The 17,284-nt window shown below is 64.5% G+C and carries 12 protein-coding genes, 1 tRNA gene and 1 pseudogene; 6 read left to right on the plus strand and 8 right to left on the minus strand.

Going from position 1 to position 17,284, the window contains the following annotated elements; genetic code table 11:
* Positions 1-29: 29 nt before the first annotated feature.
* The 6 genes and pseudogenes from fdhE (at position 30) to FJ425_RS06270 (ending at position 5,793) form a co-directional block, all read left to right on the plus strand.
* Positions 30-947, plus strand: coding sequence for a formate dehydrogenase accessory protein FdhE (gene fdhE, locus FJ425_RS06250; protein WP_140722534.1), 918 nt, complete (start codon positions 30-32; stop codon positions 945-947).
* A gap of 7 nt (positions 948-954) precedes the next feature.
* Positions 955-2,376, plus strand: coding sequence for an L-seryl-tRNA(Sec) selenium transferase (gene selA, locus FJ425_RS06255; protein WP_140722397.1), 1,422 nt, complete (start codon positions 955-957; stop codon positions 2,374-2,376).
* Positions 2,363-3,151: a tetratricopeptide repeat protein gene (locus FJ425_RS06260; RefSeq protein ID WP_181175815.1), complete on the plus strand. Its 789-nt coding sequence runs from the start codon at positions 2,363-2,365 to the stop codon at positions 3,149-3,151. Before selA ends, FJ425_RS06260 begins: the two co-directional genes overlap by 14 nt.
* Positions 3,148-4,974 (plus strand): annotated as a pseudogene (gene selB, locus FJ425_RS06265) (selenocysteine-specific translation elongation factor); the annotation flags it as partial. The gene FJ425_RS06260 and the pseudogene selB, both read left to right, overlap by 4 nt.
* Positions 4,975-5,100: 126 nt before the next feature.
* Positions 5,101-5,196 (plus strand) — tRNA-Sec (locus tag FJ425_RS31490).
* A gap of 156 nt (positions 5,197-5,352) precedes the next feature.
* Positions 5,353-5,793 (plus strand): hypothetical protein, encoded by a 441-nt coding sequence (locus FJ425_RS06270; protein WP_140630264.1) that lies wholly within the window; start codon positions 5,353-5,355, stop codon positions 5,791-5,793.
* Positions 5,794-6,449: 656 nt separating this feature from the next.
* Here FJ425_RS06270 and FJ425_RS06275 read toward each other — a convergent pair.
* The 8 genes from FJ425_RS06275 to FJ425_RS06310 form a co-directional block, all read right to left on the minus strand.
* Positions 6,450-7,262: an NAD(P)-dependent oxidoreductase gene (locus FJ425_RS06275; protein ID WP_140630267.1), complete on the minus strand. Its 813-nt coding sequence runs from the start codon at positions 7,260-7,262 to the stop codon at positions 6,450-6,452.
* 3 nt (positions 7,263-7,265) lie between these two features.
* Positions 7,266-8,468: a pyridoxal phosphate-dependent aminotransferase gene (locus tag FJ425_RS06280; RefSeq protein WP_140722406.1), complete on the minus strand. Its 1,203-nt coding sequence runs from the start codon at positions 8,466-8,468 to the stop codon at positions 7,266-7,268.
* Positions 8,468-10,084 (minus strand): hydantoinase B/oxoprolinase family protein, encoded by a 1,617-nt coding sequence (locus FJ425_RS06285; RefSeq protein ID WP_140630270.1) that lies wholly within the window; start codon positions 10,082-10,084, stop codon positions 8,468-8,470. The genes FJ425_RS06280 and FJ425_RS06285 overlap by 1 nt, the downstream gene beginning before the upstream one ends.
* The gene (locus FJ425_RS06290; protein WP_140722408.1) at positions 10,081-12,177 is read right to left on the minus strand and encodes a hydantoinase/oxoprolinase family protein; all 2,097 of its coding nucleotides are present in this window, start codon (positions 12,175-12,177) and stop codon (positions 10,081-10,083) included. The genes FJ425_RS06285 and FJ425_RS06290 overlap by 4 nt, the downstream gene beginning before the upstream one ends.
* Positions 12,174-13,844: a thiamine pyrophosphate-binding protein gene (locus tag FJ425_RS06295; protein WP_140630277.1), complete on the minus strand. Its 1,671-nt coding sequence runs from the start codon at positions 13,842-13,844 to the stop codon at positions 12,174-12,176. Before FJ425_RS06295 ends, FJ425_RS06290 begins: the two co-directional genes overlap by 4 nt.
* Positions 13,845-13,942: 98 nt before the next feature.
* Positions 13,943-15,367, minus strand: coding sequence for an FAD-binding oxidoreductase (locus tag FJ425_RS06300; protein WP_140630280.1), 1,425 nt, complete (start codon positions 15,365-15,367; stop codon positions 13,943-13,945).
* Between the two features lie 57 nt (positions 15,368-15,424).
* Positions 15,425-16,189, minus strand: coding sequence for an amino acid ABC transporter ATP-binding protein (locus FJ425_RS06305; RefSeq protein ID WP_140630285.1), 765 nt, complete (start codon positions 16,187-16,189; stop codon positions 15,425-15,427).
* Between the two features lie 10 nt (positions 16,190-16,199).
* Complete coding sequence (locus FJ425_RS06310; RefSeq protein WP_140630288.1) at positions 16,200-17,279, minus strand: ABC transporter permease subunit; 1,080 nt, start codon at positions 17,277-17,279, stop codon at positions 16,200-16,202.
* Between the last annotated feature and the right edge of the window lie 5 nt (positions 17,280-17,284).

The following is a 17,284-nucleotide window of genomic DNA, read 5'->3' on the forward strand; positions in this document are numbered from 1 at the left end:
ACGTGACCCGTGCGGTTCGTGAGGCTCGAATGCCAAGACAGATCATTCCGGCCGGATCCGACCCCACCGCCATAGGCGAGGTCTCCGCCCCTCCCTTTGCCCGCCTTCCAGAGCCTGAAAGCCTGTTTTCTTGTCGCGCGCAGCGGTGGAACGCGCTGGCTGCGGGCCATGAGCTGCGGCCCTATCTTCGCTTTCTTGCAGCTCTCGCCGATGTGCAGCACTGCATCCAGGAGGACCTGGCGGAGCCAGCGATGCCTGATGCCGCAGCGCGCGAGCGCGCGCGCAGTTTTGGAATGCCGCCGCTCGACCGCAACAGCCTCGCGCTCGACATGGCCGCAGAGACGCTCGACCGCCTGGTCGCCGAGGCGTTGGAGATCGAGAAGCCAGGCGCCGCGGCCGATGCGCTGGACCGTTTGAGGCAGGCCACTCCGGCGAAGCGCGTCGGCATGGTGCGCAATGTGCTCGCCGGTGCGATGCCGATGGAGGCGCTCGCCGAGCACGTCTACGTCGCGGCCGCGCTGCAGGTTCACTTCGCCCGTCTCGCCGCCCGACTGGACGCCCATGCGCTGGTGCCAGTGGGCGAGGGCGCATGCCCCGCCTGCGGATCCCCGCCTGTATCCTCGATCATTGTCGGCTGGCAGGGGGCCCATGGGTCGCGCTTCTGCGCATGCTCGCTGTGCGGCACGTTGTGGAACTATGTGCGCATCAAATGCACGTTATGCGGCTCAACCAAGGGCATCGGCTACCAGGAGATCGAGGGCGGACCGGGCACGGTGAAGGCAGAGACCTGCGATTCCTGCGGCTGCTATGTGAAGATCCTGCATCAGCACAAGGATCCCGATCTCGACCCGATCGCCGACGACGTGGCGACGCTTGGCCTCGACATGCTCGTGCGCGAAACCGGCTATCGGCGCGGATCGTTCAACCCGTTCCTGATCGGCTACTGAGGGCGCGATGTCCGGTCTGCCCGCAACTCGCCTGCGCGATCTCCCTTCAGTCGATCGAGTGCTGAAGACGCCACTCGCGGCGGCGGCGGTCGAGCGCTTCGGGCAGCAGTCGACGACGCGCGCCATCCGCGATGCGCTCGAAGAAGCGCGGGCAGCGTGCCGCAACGGGGCCGCGGTGCCTGATCCGTGCGACCTCGCTGTCGACGCGCTTGTGCGGCTCAAGACCGCCGAGCACCCGTCGTTGCGCCCGGTATTCAACCTGACCGGCACTGTGCTGCACACCAATCTCGGCCGCGCACTGATTGCGGGCGAAGCCGCCGAGGCGATGCGCGCTGTCATGCACGAGGCAGTGGCGCTCGAATTCGACACCGGGACGGGCAGACGCGGCGAACGTGACGATCATCTGCGCACGCTGATATGCGAGCTCACGGGGGCGGAGGACGCGACCATCGTCAACAACAACGCGGCTGCGGTCCTGCTCGTCCTCAACACGCTCTCGCTCGGCCGCGAGGCGATCGTGTCGCGTGGCGAGCTGATCGAGATCGGCGGCGCTTTCCGCATGCCGGACATCATGGTCCGCGCGGGCGCGAAGCTCGTTGAGGTCGGGACTACCAACCGTACGCATCCCCGGGACTATCAATCCGCCATCGGTTCGGCGACCGGGCTGGTGTTCAAGGTGCATACGTCCAACTATCGGATCGAGGGGTTCACGGCGGAGGTCCCGGCGCGCGAGCTTTCTGCAATCGCCAGGAAGCGCGGCGTGCCTCTCGTCCACGACCTCGGCTCGGGCACGCTCATCGATCTCACCCAATATGGCCTCAGGTACGAGCCGACCGTGGGCGAGGCGATCGCGGACGGCGCCGATCTCGTCACCTTCTCGGGCGACAAGCTGCTCGGAGGGCCGCAGGCAGGTTTCATCGTCGGCAGGAAGGATCTTGTTGCCGAGGTCAACCGAAACCCGATGAAGAGGGCGCTTCGCGTCGACAAGCTCCGGCTGGCCGCGCTGGAGGCGACGCTGAAGCTCTATCGCAACCCGGATCGCCTGGCCGAGCGTTTGCCGACTCTGAGGCTGCTCGCGCGCCTCGCCGTCGATATTGTCGCGCAGGCCCAGCGTCTGGCTCCCCTGCTTTCCAATGCGTTGGGCCGTCAATTTTCAGTGCAAGTGATGGAGTGCCGTAGCCAGGTCGGATCTGGCGCAATGCCGCTCGATACCTTGCCGAGCGCCGGGCTTGCCCTCAGCCCCCATTCAGGAAGCGGTCAGGCTCTGGAAATTCTTGCAGCCGCGTTGCGGGCGCTGCCTGTTCCGGTGATCGGGCGGGTCGAAAAGCGGGCGCTCGTGCTTGATCTGCGTTGCCTTGAAGACGAAGCCGGGTTTGTGGCCAATCTCGCGAACTTCACTCTGGGAGGAGATGGTGGTGCGGTGGCTTGATCATCTCCCGCGCAAGCCCACCCGGACACCTGTGGCCGACCAGCTGGCGGCCGCCCTCGACGCCGCCAGACGGGGCGACTATGCCACAGCTCTCTGCATTTGGGAGCCGCTGGCGCGGTCCGGATCGGCTCGCGCCCAAAACAATATTGGCGCCTGCTTCGCCGAGGGGCTCGGCGTCGAGCGTGACCGCAGTCTTGCCGTCCGCTGGCTGGCGCTCGCCGCCGAAGCCGGCGATCCGGTCGGGCAGCGGAACCTCGCCTCGCTCTGTTTCCGTGGTGAAGGCGTCGAGCAGAACTACCGCCGCGCGGCCGAGCTCTATCGGGCAGCGGCCGAGCAGGGCGACGGACCGGCGCAGGACATGCTGAGCTGGATGCTGCTCGAGGGCGAGGTGATCGAGCCCGACATTGCCGAGGCGCGGCGCTGGGCGCTGGCCGCCGCCGGGCGAGGGATCGCATCGGCGATGACCCGCGTCGGCATGCTCTATCACGATGCGCTCGGCGTGCCGCGCGATCCTGCAGAAGCGGTCCACTGGTGGCGCAAGGCGGCATTGCGCGGCGACGCGGACGGTCAGGCCATGCTCGGCGCCGCCTGCCATCTCGGGGCCGGCATTCCCGCCGACGCTGTCGAAGCCTATGCCTGGCTGCTGCGTGCGCGGGCAGGCGGCAGTGCTCTCGCAGCCCGGTACTTGGACGCGGCGCGCGCCGCGCTGAGCGCGGACGATATCGCCGAGGCCGAGCGCCGCGCTGCGCTGCCGCTCGAGGAGCCTGCGCCATGATCGTCGGCACGGCGGGGCATGTCGACCACGGCAAGACGGCGCTGGTGCAAGCACTGACCGGCGTCGACACGGACCGGCTCCAGGAAGAGAAGGCGCGCGGCATGACGATCGATCTCGGCTTCGCCTATCTTCCGACGCCGAGCGGGGCCGTCATCGGGTTCATAGACGTCCCCGGTCATGAGCGCTTCGTGCACACCATGGTCGCCGGCGCCAGCGGCATCGATTTCGTGCTGTTGGTCGTGGCGGCCGACGACGGCGTCATGCCGCAGACGCGTGAACATCTGGCGATCGTCGATCTGCTTGGCGTCAGGCGCGGGCTGGTCGTGCTCTCGAAATGCGATCTGGTCGACCCGACACGACGCGCAGCCATTGCCGCTGACGTCAGCGTCGCCCTTGCCGGCACCGCCTTGGAAGAGGCTGAGGTCATCCCGGCCTCCACCGTTACCGGTGAAGGCATCGATGACCTTCGACGCCTGCTGTCCGAAGAGGCTTCGCGCTTCGCCAGGCGCTCAGCCGCGGGCCGCTTTCGATTGGCGGTTGACCGCTGCTTCACCCTCAATGGCATCGGTACTGTCGCGACCGGCACCGTCCTCTCAGGTTGCGTTGATGTCGGCGACAGCGTGGTGACAAGCCCGCCAGGGCTTGCCGCGCGCATTCGCTCGATCCACGCTCAGGACCGCGTGGCGGAGCGCGGCCGAGCCGGAGACCGCTGCGCGCTCTGTCTGACAGGCGACGGCGTCAGCAAGGAGGCGATCCGCCGCGGAGATGTGATACTCGATCCCGCGCTTCACGCGCCGGCAGATAGGATCGACGCCGAGTTGCGCCTGCTGCCCCGCGAGCCAAGGCCGATCGGGCAGTGGTTCCCGGTGCGGCTCCATCACGCCGCGGCCGAGGTCGGGGCGAGAATCGTGCTCCTCGGCGACGAGCCTCTAGCGCCGGGCGGCACGGCCAAGGTCCAGATCGTTTTGGAGAGCCCGATCGCCGCTGCGGCCGGCGACGCCTATGTGATGCGAGACACCTCCGCCCAGCGAACCATAGGCGGCGGGCGCTTCATCGACCTCAGGGCCCCGAGCCGGAAACGCCGTTCACCGGATCGGCTGGCCATGCTCGAAGCACTCGCCATCGCGGCTCCGGAAAAGGCCGTCGCTGCGCTGCTCGACACGCCGCCCCGCTATCTGAACCTCGCAGCCTTCGCACGCGATCGGACGCTCGGCGCCGGCGAGATCGCCAGCCTGATCGATCGTCTTGGCCTTGTCACGATTCCCGTCGGGGAGACGCAGTTCGTGGTCTCGTCGATGCGTTGGGCCAGGTTCAAGCGCGACCTGAGCGCAACCCTGGAAACTTTCCATGCCGATAACCCGGATATGCCGGGCATCGGAATGGAAAAGCTGCGACTTCAGCTTGATCCCTGCCTTCCTGCGCCGGCCTTCGCTGCTGCAATGCGAAGCCTCGTCCGCGCCGGGCAGATTGAACTGTACGGCGCCTGGATACGGCTTCCGGGTCATGAAGTCCGTCTGGCGCCCAGGGAGGAGGCCCTCTGGCGTGAGATCGAGCCGCTGATAGCCGGCTCGGAGCGATTCCATCCCCCAAGAGTGCGAGACATCGCAGAGGAGCTAGCCAGGCCGGAAGCCGAAATCCGCAAGCTTCTGAAGCTTACTGGACGGATCGGCACGGTGCATGAGGTTGCGCATGATCACTTCTTCCTTCGCTCGGCGTTGGCCGAGATCGTCGAGATTGTCTGCAAACTGGCGGCCGAGCATGACGGGCAGTTCAGCGCCGCACAGTTTCGAGATCGTGCGGGCAGCGGCCGCAAGGTCGCCGTTCACATCCTCGAATTTCTCGACCGGCATGGCGTCACCTTGCGGCGTGGTGACCTGCGGCGCGTCAACGGGCAGCGGCTGGACCTGTTTCGCTACCAGGATGACAAAGCGCCAAAGGCAGAAGATTTTGGAGGAGCATCGTCCCCGGTGGGGCGTCCGGACTTCAAATCCGGGAAGGGCCGCGAGCCGGTCCTTGGTGGGTTCGACTCCCACTCTCTTCCGCCATCCTCCTAGAGCGTTTCACCGTTTCACGGAAACGGCGAAACACTCTATCTCTTTGTTTTTGCGCAATTCCGGACGGAAAACCGTGCCACACTTTCCCTGGAATTGCTCTAGAGTCCGATCCTGAAAATCTATCGGACCTCCCGAGGAGATGAAGCGATGCCAGCATCCTTTCTGCTCGAACTGACAACTTCGGCCGAAGCCGCCAAAGCTGCGGAGACGAGTTTCAGACGCGAGGCCGCAAGGCAGATCGCGGCGCTAGAGCAAGAGCGCGCATTCGCCTTCAGGCGGCTTAACCTGATGCAGCTACTCGGCGATGCAATAGCCCCGGCGGAAAGTGAGGATATCGCCGTGGCGAGCGCCTTTGCCGCCTTGCGCACGCGTCTCGGCTGGAATGCAGACAGCGAGGCGTGCTCGGAGGTGATCTCGCATTTTGGCCCGGTTGCGCTGGCAATGTTCCGGGATTCGAGCGGGGACCAATCCGCCAACACTCATGCCGCCCTTGCGGATTTCGAGCACTGGTATTCCGAAACCCGGGGCTCACCGTTCTGGACCCTGTTCGAGCAGCAGATGCCGGACACGCCTGTCGTCGATTTTTGAAGAACGCAAATCCACGGAACCGACGGCTGCCTTCGAGGCGCATGCCAATAGGCATGTTCGGCGCACGTCCTCAATTGAGCACTGTCGGCAATCTCTTCGTCATCCTGCCGGAGCTCGAAAAGGCAATCCAACAATAGCGCACATTCCGCGGTGTCCTGATCTGCTATTCCCGATAGTGCGCGCGGTGGCGCGACGGCGTCTTTGATACAGTCAATTTCCCACGCGCGCGGTAGCCGGAACAATACGGAACGATATGGGAAGATATCTTGTTTTGGCCCATGAAAAGAACAATGAAATCAACATCATTTCCACATCCTCCGGGCCCACCAAAACCTCCGCATAAGCCATGTTATCGCTGGATTTTTTGATAGTTGCCCACAGTATGGACTCGAACCCCCTTCGTTTGAAGAACCTCGAAGCGTTTTTACGCATTTCAAGGAAATCGAATCGAGCCAGGCATCGCGTGTGCTGAACTTGAGCGACCGTTGTCGCGTTTCGGCGGAATCGGCGCGCTTCTGATACTCAGTCCACGGACAATCGCTTTGGGTTCGGGCCAGGTATGCTGGCATCAGTCTGAGAGATTTCGCGCATGCGAAGCGTTGTGTGATTCCAGTTGGCGTGATTAAGCCACATGTTACTCCCGCTGTCGTGAATCGTCATATTGGCGTATCGTCCGGATGCCCAAGCTCGCAGAACCAGCCGCCAAGATATCTTACGGATGGCCTGGTCGGATCGGGAACCGGCGTCTTCGCCTCGATGGCGGCGCGGAATGGCTCGGCGCTGTCCTGTGGGATAAATCCCAGATGGTTCGCGCCGCTGTTGTCGACCATCTTCAGCTTGTTGTCGGAAATGCCGTAAGAGATGGTGTGGCCGACGCGCGGCGCGGTCAGCGATGCCTCCACCAGGCGCACGCAATCGGCGAAGGAGAGGTACGACCATAGCATGCGGCGGTCCGCCGGTTCCGGGAAGGACGAAAAGATGCGCAGGCACGCCGTCTCGATGCCGAACTTGTCCCAGTACAGCCGGCTGAGGCTTTCGACGAAATTCTTCGACACACCATAGAGGCTGTCGGGACGCACCGGCGCGTCGACGCCGATATGCGCCTCGACCTCGTGGTAGCCGATGGCATGCACCGACGAGGCGTAGATGACGCGCTTCACGCCATGTTTCCGGGCGCCTTCATAGATGTGGTAGGAGCCGCGGATGCTGGAATCGAGGATGGTCTGCCACTCGCATTCGAGCGGCGCGCCGCCGAAATGCACGATCGCGTCGCAATCCTTGGTGGCGGCGATCGTCGCTTCCATGTCGGCGAGGTCGAAGACCGCTTCTTCCTCGTGAGGCGCAAGATCACCGAAGGAGTGGCGCCCCGCCAATCGGATCTTTTTTGCCAGCGGCACCAGCCCCTTGCGCAGCTCCGATCCGAGCCGGCCGGCGGCGCCGGTGATCAGGATACGTTCGTAATGCGGCATCGTTTACTCCACTTGCGCGACGGCGATATTGATCCGCGAGATCGCCTCGGCCAGCACCTCTTCGCTGGTCGCGGTCGAGATGCGGAAATAGGGTGACAGTCCGTAGGCGACGCCGGGCACCGACGCCACCCGGCCCTCGTTCAGCAGGTAATTCGCAACCGCCGTATCATCTTCCAGCACGATACCTTTTGGGGTCTTGCGGCCGATCAGGCTGGCGCAGCCGATATAGGCATAGAAGGCGCCTTCCGGTGGCGAGAGCGTCAGCCCGTTGATCTTGCATATCCCGTCGACCACCAGATCGCGGCGCGCCTCGAAGGCCTGCCGGAAGCGCGCGACCTCATCCTGCGGGCCATTGAGCGCGGCGACAGTGGCTGCTTGCGCGATCGAACAAACGGACGTGCAGGACTGGCTCTGGATCGTCGACATCGCCTTGACGAGTGGCGTAGGGCCGGCGGCGTAGCCGACACGCCAACCGGTCATCGCGTAGGACTTCGACACGCCGTTGACGATCAGCGTGCGGTCTCTGATCTCGGGGCAGGCCTTGCCGAAGGAGACGAATTTGCGCCCGTCGAACAGGATGTGCTCGTAGATATCGTCGGAGAGGACGAGCACTTGCGGATACTTGGCCAGCACCGCGCCCAGTGCCGCGAGATCGGACCCGGAATAGACCGCGCCGGATGGATTACCCGGCATGTTGAGGAAGAGCCATTTCGTCCTCGGCGTGATTGCCTTTTCCAAGAGCGCTGGCGTCAGCCGGAAACCGGTGGTCTCCGGGCATTCGACGACGACCGGCGTGCCGCCGAGCAGCTTCACCATCTCCGGATAAGAGACAAAGTAGGGCGCCGGCAGGATCGCCTCGTCGCCCGTCTCCAGCGTTGCCATCAGCGCGTTGAAGATGATCTGCTTGGCGCCGTTGGCAACGACGATGTCATCGGCCGTATAGTCCAGCCCGTTTTCGCGGCGGAATTTTCCCGCTACCGCCTCGCGCACCTCAACCGTGCCGGCAGCGGCTGTGTAGAGCGTCTGGCCGGCCTTGGCGGCGAAATGAGCGGCATCGACGATGTGATGCGGTGTCGGAAAGTCGGGCTCGCCCAGGCCGAGATCGATCACGTCCACGCCCCTGGCGCGTAGCGCCTTGGCGGCCTGCGAAGCGGCCATCGAGGCCGAAGGCTTCACCACCGAAAGGCGCGAGGCAATATAGCTCATCAGTCGTTCTCCGTGATGTAACCCTTGGACCGATCATTGGCTCGCGCGGCCGCACGGCGTTTGGCCGGATCGCCATAGCCGCCGCCGCCTGGCAGTTCGAGGATCAGCCGGCGTCCCGCCGGCACATGCTGCCAGCCCTTGGGCCGCATCTTCGTGCCGTCGTCGAGCTTGACCACGCCGGCAACGCCAGACTTCCCGCCATTGCGGCCGTGGGCCGGATGGTTGACGCGGTCGAACATGGCCGAGAAGTCGAATTCGTGGCCGTCGGTCGCTGCGATCTCGATGATCTGTCCGAGGCCGCCGCGGAATTCGCCGTCGCCGCCGGAATTAGGGCGCAGCTCCTTGCGCCAGATGACGATCGGGCCAGTATGTTCCGTCGCTTCGATCGGCATCGTGTGCACGCCGGACGGAAAGGCCGTCGCCGACAAGCCGTCGAGCTCGGGGCGGGCGCCCATGCCGCCGGAATTGAACATAAGCACTTCGGCGCGGCGACCGGATGTGCCGGAAACAGGGCGCGCCGAAATATGGATGTTCCAGAGTGCGCCGGCGCCTTCCGCAAGGATTTTTCCGGGTAACGCCTTCGAGAAGGCGCCGAGCACCAGATCGGGAACCATGTGGCCGAAAATATGCCTGAGCGCCACCGGCGCCGGCCGCACCGCGTTCAGGATGTTGACCGGTGAGGATACGGTGAAGAAGGCGAGCGAGGCGGCATTGTTGGGAATGTCGGGCGCCACCATGCATTTCAGCGCATAGCAGGCATAGGCCTTGCTGTAGATGATCGGGCAGTTGATGCCCCAGCGGCTCATCGGATCTGTGCCGGTGAAATCGACCTCGACATGGTCGTCGCGGACCGAGACCGTGGCTGCGAGCTTGACCGGCTCGTCATAACCGTCGGTCACCAGCTGGTTCGACCAGCTTCCCTTCGGTAGCGCCTCGATGCGCTCGAGCATCGCGTCGCGGGTGCGCGAGAAGATGAAGTCGCCGAGTCCGTCGAGGGAGGTGAGGCCGATCTCCTTCATCATGTCGACGAGGCGGCGATGGCCGACCTCGTTGCAGGCTGCAAGCGAATAGAAATCGCCGACGACCTGGTTGGGCTCGCGGACATTGGCGCGCAGGATGCGGACCAAGTCGAGGTTGACCTTGCCCTTCTCGGCAAACTTCATGATCGGGATCTGGATGCCTTCCTCATAGACCGACTTGCCGTCGGCGCCGAAGCCGCGGCCGCCGACATCGACGACGTGCGCCGTGCAGGCGAAGAAGGCGACGAGCTTGCCATTGAGGAAGGACGGCGAGACCATGGTGATGTCGTGTAGGTGGCCTGTGCCCAGCCAGGGGTCGTTGGTGACATAGGTGTCACCCTCGAACATGTTCTGGCGCGGGATCTCGTTCATGAAATGCAGCACGGCTTCGGCCATAGTGTTGACGTGGCCGGGCGTGCCGGTCACCGCCTGCGCCAGCATCTGGCCGCGCGGATCGAACACGCCGGCCGACAGGTCGCCGGATTCGCGCACCGAGGTCGAGAAGGCGGTGCGCAAAAGCGTGAGCGCCTGCTCCTCGACCACCGAGATCAACCGGTTCCACATGACCTGCATGCGGATTTCGCCAATGTCGCTCATGCCTGGCTGCCTTTGCGGATCAGGAGGATCGCGCCGTCGCTCTGGATGACGGCGTCGAAGCTGGTGGTGACAACAGTCGATGTCTCGCGCTCGACGATGACGGCAGGCCCCGCGACCCAGTCGCCGGCGCAGAGCGTGTCTCGCTCGACGATGCCGTAGCTGCGCGACGCGCCGCTGACCGGGTCGAAGACTTCGCGCGTCGTTGTCGGTTCACTCGATTTCTTGCCGGTGGTGAGCTCGTGCCTGACGACGGCGGGACGAACATCCGTCGCCTTGACCGACCAGGTGACGATCTCGATCTCGAGGCCGTCGAGCCCTTCGATGGCCCGGCCGAAGAAGCGCTGGTAGTTCTCCTCGAACAGGTCCTTGAGCTTGGCGACGGCATCGTCGCCGAACGGCTCGTCCGCCAGCGGCACGGGGATTTCCCAGCCCTGACCGGCATAGCGCATGAAGGCGGTGATCTCGCAGACGATCCTGCCGCTGGCGCCGGTGCGCACAAACCCCTCGGCTGAGGCTTTGAGATCGGCGAGCAGGGCATTCACTTCCCTTGACTTGAAGCGCGAGAGGCGCGTCAGCTTCGAGGCCAGAGCTTCGTAGCCGAAGGGAGCCTTGAGGAAGCCGATCGCCGATCCGACACCGGCGCCGCGCGGCACGATGCATTGGTCGATGCCGAGCTTTTCGCAAAGCCTTGCCGCATGCAGAGGCGCTGCGCCGCCAAACGCGATCATCAGATTGTCTGAAATGTTCTTGCCGTTTTCGACGGCATGGACGCGGGCGGCATTGGCCATGTTCTCGTCCACGACCTCGCAGATGCCAAAGGCCGTCGACATGGCATTGAGCGACAGGCGCTCGCCGACATCGCGCAGGAGCGCCTGCTCGGACGCAGATGTGTCGAGCCTGATCGCGCCGCCGGCGAAATTGTCGGGATCGAGCTTGCCAAGCACCAAGTCGGCGTCGGTGATCGCCGGGCGCTTACCGCCGCGGCCATAGCAGGCCGGACCCGGCTCCGAGCCGGCGCTTTCCGGCCCGGTCTGGATGCGGCCCATGGCGTCAACCCAGGCGATCGAGCCGCCGCCGGCGCCGATCTCGATCATCTCGATCACCGGAATGGAGATCGGCATGCCCGAGCCCTTGGAGAAGCGATAGGTGCGGGCCACCTCGAAGGTCCGCGCCGTGCGCGGCGCAAAATCCTCGATCAGGCAGATCTTGGCGGTGGTTCCGCCCATGTCATAGGAGACGACCTTCTCCAGGCCGAAGCGTCGAGCGATGTCGGCGGCAAAAATGGCGCCGCCCGCGGGACCGGACTCGACCAGCCGGACAGGGAATTCAGAAGCGGTTTCCACCGAGATCAGGCCGCCGCCGGAATGGATCATGAAGACCGGGCACTCGGCGCCCATGTTCTTGAGGCGCGTCTGCAGGCGAGAGAGGTAGTCGGCCATCTGCGGCCGCACATAGGCGTTGGCGCAGACCGTGTTGAAGCGCTCGAATTCGCGCATCTGCGGCGAGACCTCGGCGCTGATCGAGATCGGGATGGTGAGCTTGCGAGCGAGGATCTCGCGAGCGCGGCGCTCGTGGTCGGGGTTGGCGTAAGCGTGGATGAAGCCGATCGCCACCGAGCCGAAATTGCTGGCAGCGATCCGATCGGCGATCCCTTCGAGCGCCGCCTCGTCGAGCGGCTGCAGCTCTTGCCCCTCGGCGCCGATGCGGCCCTTGACCGTGAAACGGTCCTCGCGCGGGATCAGGGGCGTCGGCAGTTGCAGGTTCAAGTCATACTGCTCAAAGCGGTTCTCCGTCCGCATCTCGATCACGTCGCGAAAACCTTCCGTCGTGACCAGTGCGGTCCTGGCGCCGCGCCGCTCGATCAGCGCATTGGTGGCGAGCGTCGTGCCGTGGATGATGATACCTATCTCGGCTGCCGAAATTCCGGCATCGCGGACGACGACGTCGATGCCGTCGAGGATCGCCTGCTCGGGCGCCGAGTAATTGGTCAGCACCTTGGTCGAAAACATCGTTCCCCTGACATCGAGGGCGATGTCGGTGAAGGTGCCACCGATGTCCGCGCCGAGGCGGATGTCGTCTGATCTGGAGGTCATGCCGTGGCCTTCTGCGAAGCGAGTGCTGCGTCGCGCATCTGGGAAAGGGTCTGCCGGGGCGTGAGCGCTTCGGGCGAGATGGCGATGTCGAGAACGGCGCCGGTCGCAGACTGCTGGGCCCGCCGGAACGCCGCCGCGAAATGCCCAGTGCTTTCGACGCGCTCGGCGTGAAAACCATAGGCCCTTGCCAGTGCCACGAAGTCCGGGTTTTCCAGCGAGGTGCCGGAGACGCGGGCCGGATAGTTGCGTTCCTGATGCGCGCGGATCGTGCCGTATATGCCGTTGTTGATGATGAGCACGATCGGCTGCGCGCCGGCCTGCATAGCCGTGCCGAGCTCCTGGCAGTTCATCTGAAAGTCACCATCGCCGGCAAAGCATACGACGGTGCGCTGCGGAAACGCGACTTTCGCGGCGATGGCTGCAGGCAGGCCATAGCCCATGGCGCCGGATTGCGGGGCAAGCAGCCGCGCGTCCGGCCCGAACTTGAAGAACTTGTTCGGCCATACCGTGAAATTGCCGGCGCCGTTGGTGAGGATGACGTCGGCCGGCAAGGTCTCGCGCAACCAAGCGCTCACCGCGACCATGTCGACCGGACCGGGCTGCACGGGCGCGGTGAAGGTCCCCTCATAGGCCTTGCGGGCCGCCGCGCGCCAGTCGGCCCAGCCGCCCTTGACCGGTGTCAGCGCCATGGCGAAGGCGTTCGGGCCGGCGTGGATGCCGATGGTGGGCACGTAGATCTTGCCGATCTCGCGGTCGGAGCCGTGGACATGGATCAGCTTCTGGCGTGGCACGGGCACGGAGAGCAATGTATATCCGTCCGTTGTCATCTCGCCGAAACGCACATTGACAGCCAGGATCACGTCGGCATCGCGGATCAGACTTTTCACATGCGCCACCATGCCGACGCCGGCTTCGCCAACGAAGACTGGCGAATGGTTGTCGAACTGGTCCTGGTAGCGGAAGGCGGCAATGACGGGGATATCGGAAGCCTCGGCGAAGGCCTGGAGCGCGGCGCGTCCATTTGCCGTCCAGTTGGCCCCGCCTATCAGCAGCACCGGCCTCTCGGCCGCAGCCAGCATCTCAAGCGCCGACGAAAGGGCATCCTGCGACGGAGCGGCTTCGAAAATCGAAGCAGGGCCGCTGAGCGGCGCGGCCTCGGTCGCGGTCGTCAGCATGTCTTCGGGCAGCGCGACGACGACGGGGCCGGGCCGGCCGATCAAGGCGGTGGTCCAGGCGCGCGCCAAGATTTCAGGCAGGCGCTCAACGTCGTCGATCTCGACCGCCCATTTGGCAACGGTGCCGTAGACGGCGCGGTAGTCGATCTCCTGGAAGGCCTCGCGGCCCTTCATATCGGTGCCGACCTGGCCGACGAAGAGGATCATCGGCGAACTATCTTGCATCGCGGTGTGGATGCCGATGCTGGCATTGGTCACGCCCGGGCCGCGGGTCACTAAGCAGATGCCGGGCGATCCCGTCAGCTTGCCGTAGGCCGAGGCCATGAACGCCGCGCCGCCTTCATTGCGGCAAAGCACATAGTCCAGCTTGCCCTTGGTATCGTGCAGCGCGTCGAGAACGGCGAGATAGCTTTCGCCGGGCACGCCGAAGCACTTGGTCGCGCCGAGCGCAATCAGGCACTCGACAAGAAGGCGGCCGCCATTGCGGATCATGCTGCAACATCCTCTTGAAACCGGCGGCCGGATCGAGCCTGCCTTCTCAGATTCATACCTGCACTCTGGGGGACCAACGCGAAATCAAGAAATGCGGACTATTCGAAAGTTTTTCTTTGTTGTGGCGGGCGCACCAGAACATCGGGGTTCATCGTGCCCCGCGGATCGAACGCGTCCTTCAACCGAGACATCAAGTCACGCTCCACCCGGCTTCTATTGAGGTCGGCCATGGCGATCTTGGCGCGGCCAAGCCCATGTTCGGCGGCAAAGCTGCCCCCCATCTTCGTGGCAAGCAATGACAGCGCCTGCGCGAACTGCTCGGCTTTGCCGTCGAAATCGGCGCGGCCTTCCGGCGGCGACAAATTATAGTGGATGTTGCCGTCGCCGAGATGGCCGAACGGATTGATGCGCACGCCGGAAAGAATATCATCGCAGATCGCAGCACCCGTCTCGATGAACCGGGCGATGGCACCCGGTGGAACCGAGATGTCGTGCTTCAGTTGCGGGCCTTCCAGCCTTTGCCCTTCCGGTTGCTCCTCGCGCAGACGCCAGAACTGCGCTCGGTGCACGCCCGATGTCGCCAGCGCGCCGTCCAGGACAAGGCCTTGATCCACGCCCCGTTCCAGCGCGGAAGTCAGGATGTCGTCCAGCGGAACGCGGGGCGAGCCCGATGCCAGCTCAACGAGCAGATAGACGTCGCCACGCCTATCCAGCTGCCAGGCGAGATCGGGCAGATGCTTGAGCGCCAGTTGCAACCCGGGATCGCAGAAAAACTCGAGGCCGGTCAGGAATTCGCCCGCCTCGCCGCGCAGGAAGGCGCCGAACGAAACGGCGGCGGCAAAGTCGGGCATGACCAGAAGAGCGCTCGCCTGCTGCCGGGGCGTTGGGTATAGCCGCAGGATCGCGCGCGTCACGATGCCGAGCGTTCCTTCCGCGCCGCAGTAAAGCCTGCGCAATTGATAGCCCGCATTGTCCTTCTGCACCGCGCGCAGACCGTCCCACACCGCACCATCCGGGGTCACGACTTCGAGGCCGAGAACCAGATCCTGCATCATGCCGTAGCGAAAAGCCTGGCTGCCGCCGGCATTGGTGCCGATCAGGCCGCCGATCCTGGCGCTGCCCTCGGCGCCGAGATGCATCGGGAACATCAGCCCGTGCGGCTCCAGCGACTCGTGCAGCGCGGCGAGCACGACGCCGGCCTCGACGATGATCGATCCGCTCTCCGGATCCGGTTTGCCGATCGCCGCCATGCGTGAGAGCGAGACGATCACGGCATTCGACTGCTCGGCCACGGCACCACCGCAAAGACCGGTGTTGCCGCCTTGCGGCACCACCGCCAGCCCTCCCTCCCGGCATGCGGTGACGACCGCGGCCACTTCAGTGGTCGTGGCGGGCCTGGCGACGCCCAAAGGCGCGATGCCATAGCGATCGAGCCAGTCGCGCTGGTAAGGCTCGGCATCGCTGCCCGAAAGCCAGCCTTTCGGTCCCAGAATCTCGTGCAACGTGGTTGCGGGATCAGTCATTGAAAACCAGAAGGTGCGTGGCTGCTTTCAGAACGTTGCAATCTTCCCAAATGCCGTTCAATGACCCAGCACCTGCGACAAGAACTGCCGTGTACGCTCGTTTTGCGAAGCGGTGAAGAATTCCTCCGGCGGCGCCTGTTCGACGATCTCGCCGCCATCCATGAAGATCACCCGGTCGGCGACCCGGCGCGCGAAACCCATCTCGTGCGTGACGCAAATCATCGTCATGCCGTCGGAGGCAAGCGTGACCATGACGTCCAGCACCTCCGAGATCATTTCCGGATCGAGCGCCGAGGTCGGCTCGTCGAACAGCATGATCTGCGGCTGCATGCAAAGCGCCCGCGCGATCGCGACCCGCTGCTGCTGGCCGCCGGACAGTTGGCCGGGAAACTTCATAGCCTGCTCGGGGATGCGGACCTTTTCCAGATAGCGCCGGGCAGTTGCCTCAGCCTCGGCGCGCGGCTGGTTGCGCACCAGCGTCGGCGCGATCATGCAGTTCTCCAGCACCGTCATGTGCGGAAACAGGTTGAAGTGCTGGAACACCATGCCGACCTCGCGCCTGATCCCGTCGATGTTGCCGATATCGTCGTTGAGCTCGGTGCCGAGCACGGTGATGCGGCCGCCATTGTGCTGCTCGAGGCGGTTGATGCAGCGGATCATGGTGGATTTGCCGGAGCCCGAGGGACCGCAGATGACGATCCTCTCGCCACGCTCGACAGACAAGTTCACTTTCCGCAAGGCGTGAAATGTCCCGTAGTATTTGTCGAGGTTTTCGATGCGGACGGCAGGTCCGCCCGCCTTGGTCGAATTGCTTGAGATCACGTGCGCCTCCCTAACGTTCGCCAACCGCCATGCGGCGCTCGAGGAAGGCGCCGTAGCGGGACAGGCTGAAGACGAAGACGAAATAGATGAAGGCAATGAAGGCATAGACCTCGACATAGGCGAAGCGCCATTCGCCGGTGCCATAGGCGGCGTTGCCGGAGGCCAGGATCTCGAAGAAGCCGACGATGACCACCAGCGAGGTCTCCTTGAACGAGATGACGAACTGGTTGATCGTGGCCGGCAGCGCGTTGCGCATGGCCTGCGGCAGAAGGATGCGGCCGATGCGCTGCCAGTAGCTCATGCCGAGCGCCATGGCGGCTTCTTCCTGCCCGGCCGGGACGCCCTGCATGCCGCCTCTGACGATCTCGGCCTGATAGGCGGAGAAGAACAAGGCGGAACCCAGGATCACCCGGTAGAGCTTGTCGCCCGCCAACCACTGCGGCAAGGCGAATGGCAGGACGATGGCGAAGGTGAACAGGATCGAGATCAGCGGCAACGACCGGACCCCGTCGATGATGAGACCGGTGGTCCTGGATATCCATGGCAGCTCGGAGCGGCGCAGCAGCGCCAGGCAGACCGCCAGCGGGAAGCCGATCAGACAGGTGGTCACGAAGATGAAGAGGGTGAGCGCCAGCCCGCCCCAGGCCTCCTCGCCGACATAGGAAAGGCCGAGCACGCCGCCTTTCATCAGCACGTAGTACGACGCTGCTCCTGCTCCCCACACCAGCGCGATCCGGCGTCCGGTCCAGAAGGCCGGGATACAGCTCAGCACCGTCATCACCACCACGGTCAGGCAGGCGAGCGCGGAGCGCCATTGCTCCTCGAAGGGATAGAGGCCGAACAGGATGATCCGCCACCGGGCAGCGATGACCGACCAGCAGGCCCCCGCCGCCGCCTGGCACGCCTCGGGTCCACCGCTGGTCGTGAACACGGCAGAAAAGACTGCCCAGTTGAGCAGTTTCCAGACGGTAGAGACCATGATCGCCAAGGAGATCAGCGACAGCAGCGCCTGGAGCGGCGTCGCGAAGAAGCGGCGCTTCAGGTCTTCGAGCCTGCCCGGAGCAGGGGGGGCGACAATGACCATCTCCATCTCTG

Source organism: Mesorhizobium sp. B2-7-2 (assembly GCF_006440775.1).
Taxonomy (GTDB): domain Bacteria; phylum Pseudomonadota; class Alphaproteobacteria; order Rhizobiales; family Rhizobiaceae; genus Mesorhizobium.

Bases quoted from the DNA above. Each gene is read 5' to 3' on its own strand.
- fdhE (WP_140722534.1), top strand. From the start codon at position 30: ATGCCAAGACAGATCATTCCGGCCGGATCCGACCCCACCGCCATAGGC.
- selA (WP_140722397.1), top strand. From the start codon at position 955: ATGTCCGGTCTGCCCGCAACTCGCCTGCGCGATCTCCCTTCAGTCGAT.
- FJ425_RS06270 (WP_140630264.1), top strand. From the start codon at position 5,353: ATGCCAGCATCCTTTCTGCTCGAACTGACAACTTCGGCCGAAGCCGCC.
- FJ425_RS06275 (WP_140630267.1), bottom strand. From the start codon at position 7,262: ATGCCGCATTACGAACGTATCCTGATCACCGGCGCCGCCGGCCGGCTC.
- FJ425_RS06280 (WP_140722406.1), bottom strand. From the start codon at position 8,468: ATGAGCTATATTGCCTCGCGCCTTTCGGTGGTGAAGCCTTCGGCCTCG.
- FJ425_RS06285 (WP_140630270.1), bottom strand. From the start codon at position 10,084: ATGAGCGACATTGGCGAAATCCGCATGCAGGTCATGTGGAACCGGTTG.
- FJ425_RS06290 (WP_140722408.1), bottom strand. From the start codon at position 12,177: ATGACCTCCAGATCAGACGACATCCGCCTCGGCGCGGACATCGGTGGC.
- FJ425_RS06295 (WP_140630277.1), bottom strand. From the start codon at position 13,844: ATGATCCGCAATGGCGGCCGCCTTCTTGTCGAGTGCCTGATTGCGCTC.
- FJ425_RS06300 (WP_140630280.1), bottom strand. From the start codon at position 15,367: ATGACTGATCCCGCAACCACGTTGCACGAGATTCTGGGACCGAAAGGC.
- FJ425_RS06310 (WP_140630288.1), bottom strand. From the start codon at position 17,279: ATGGAGATGGTCATTGTCGCCCCCCCTGCTCCGGGCAGGCTCGAAGAC.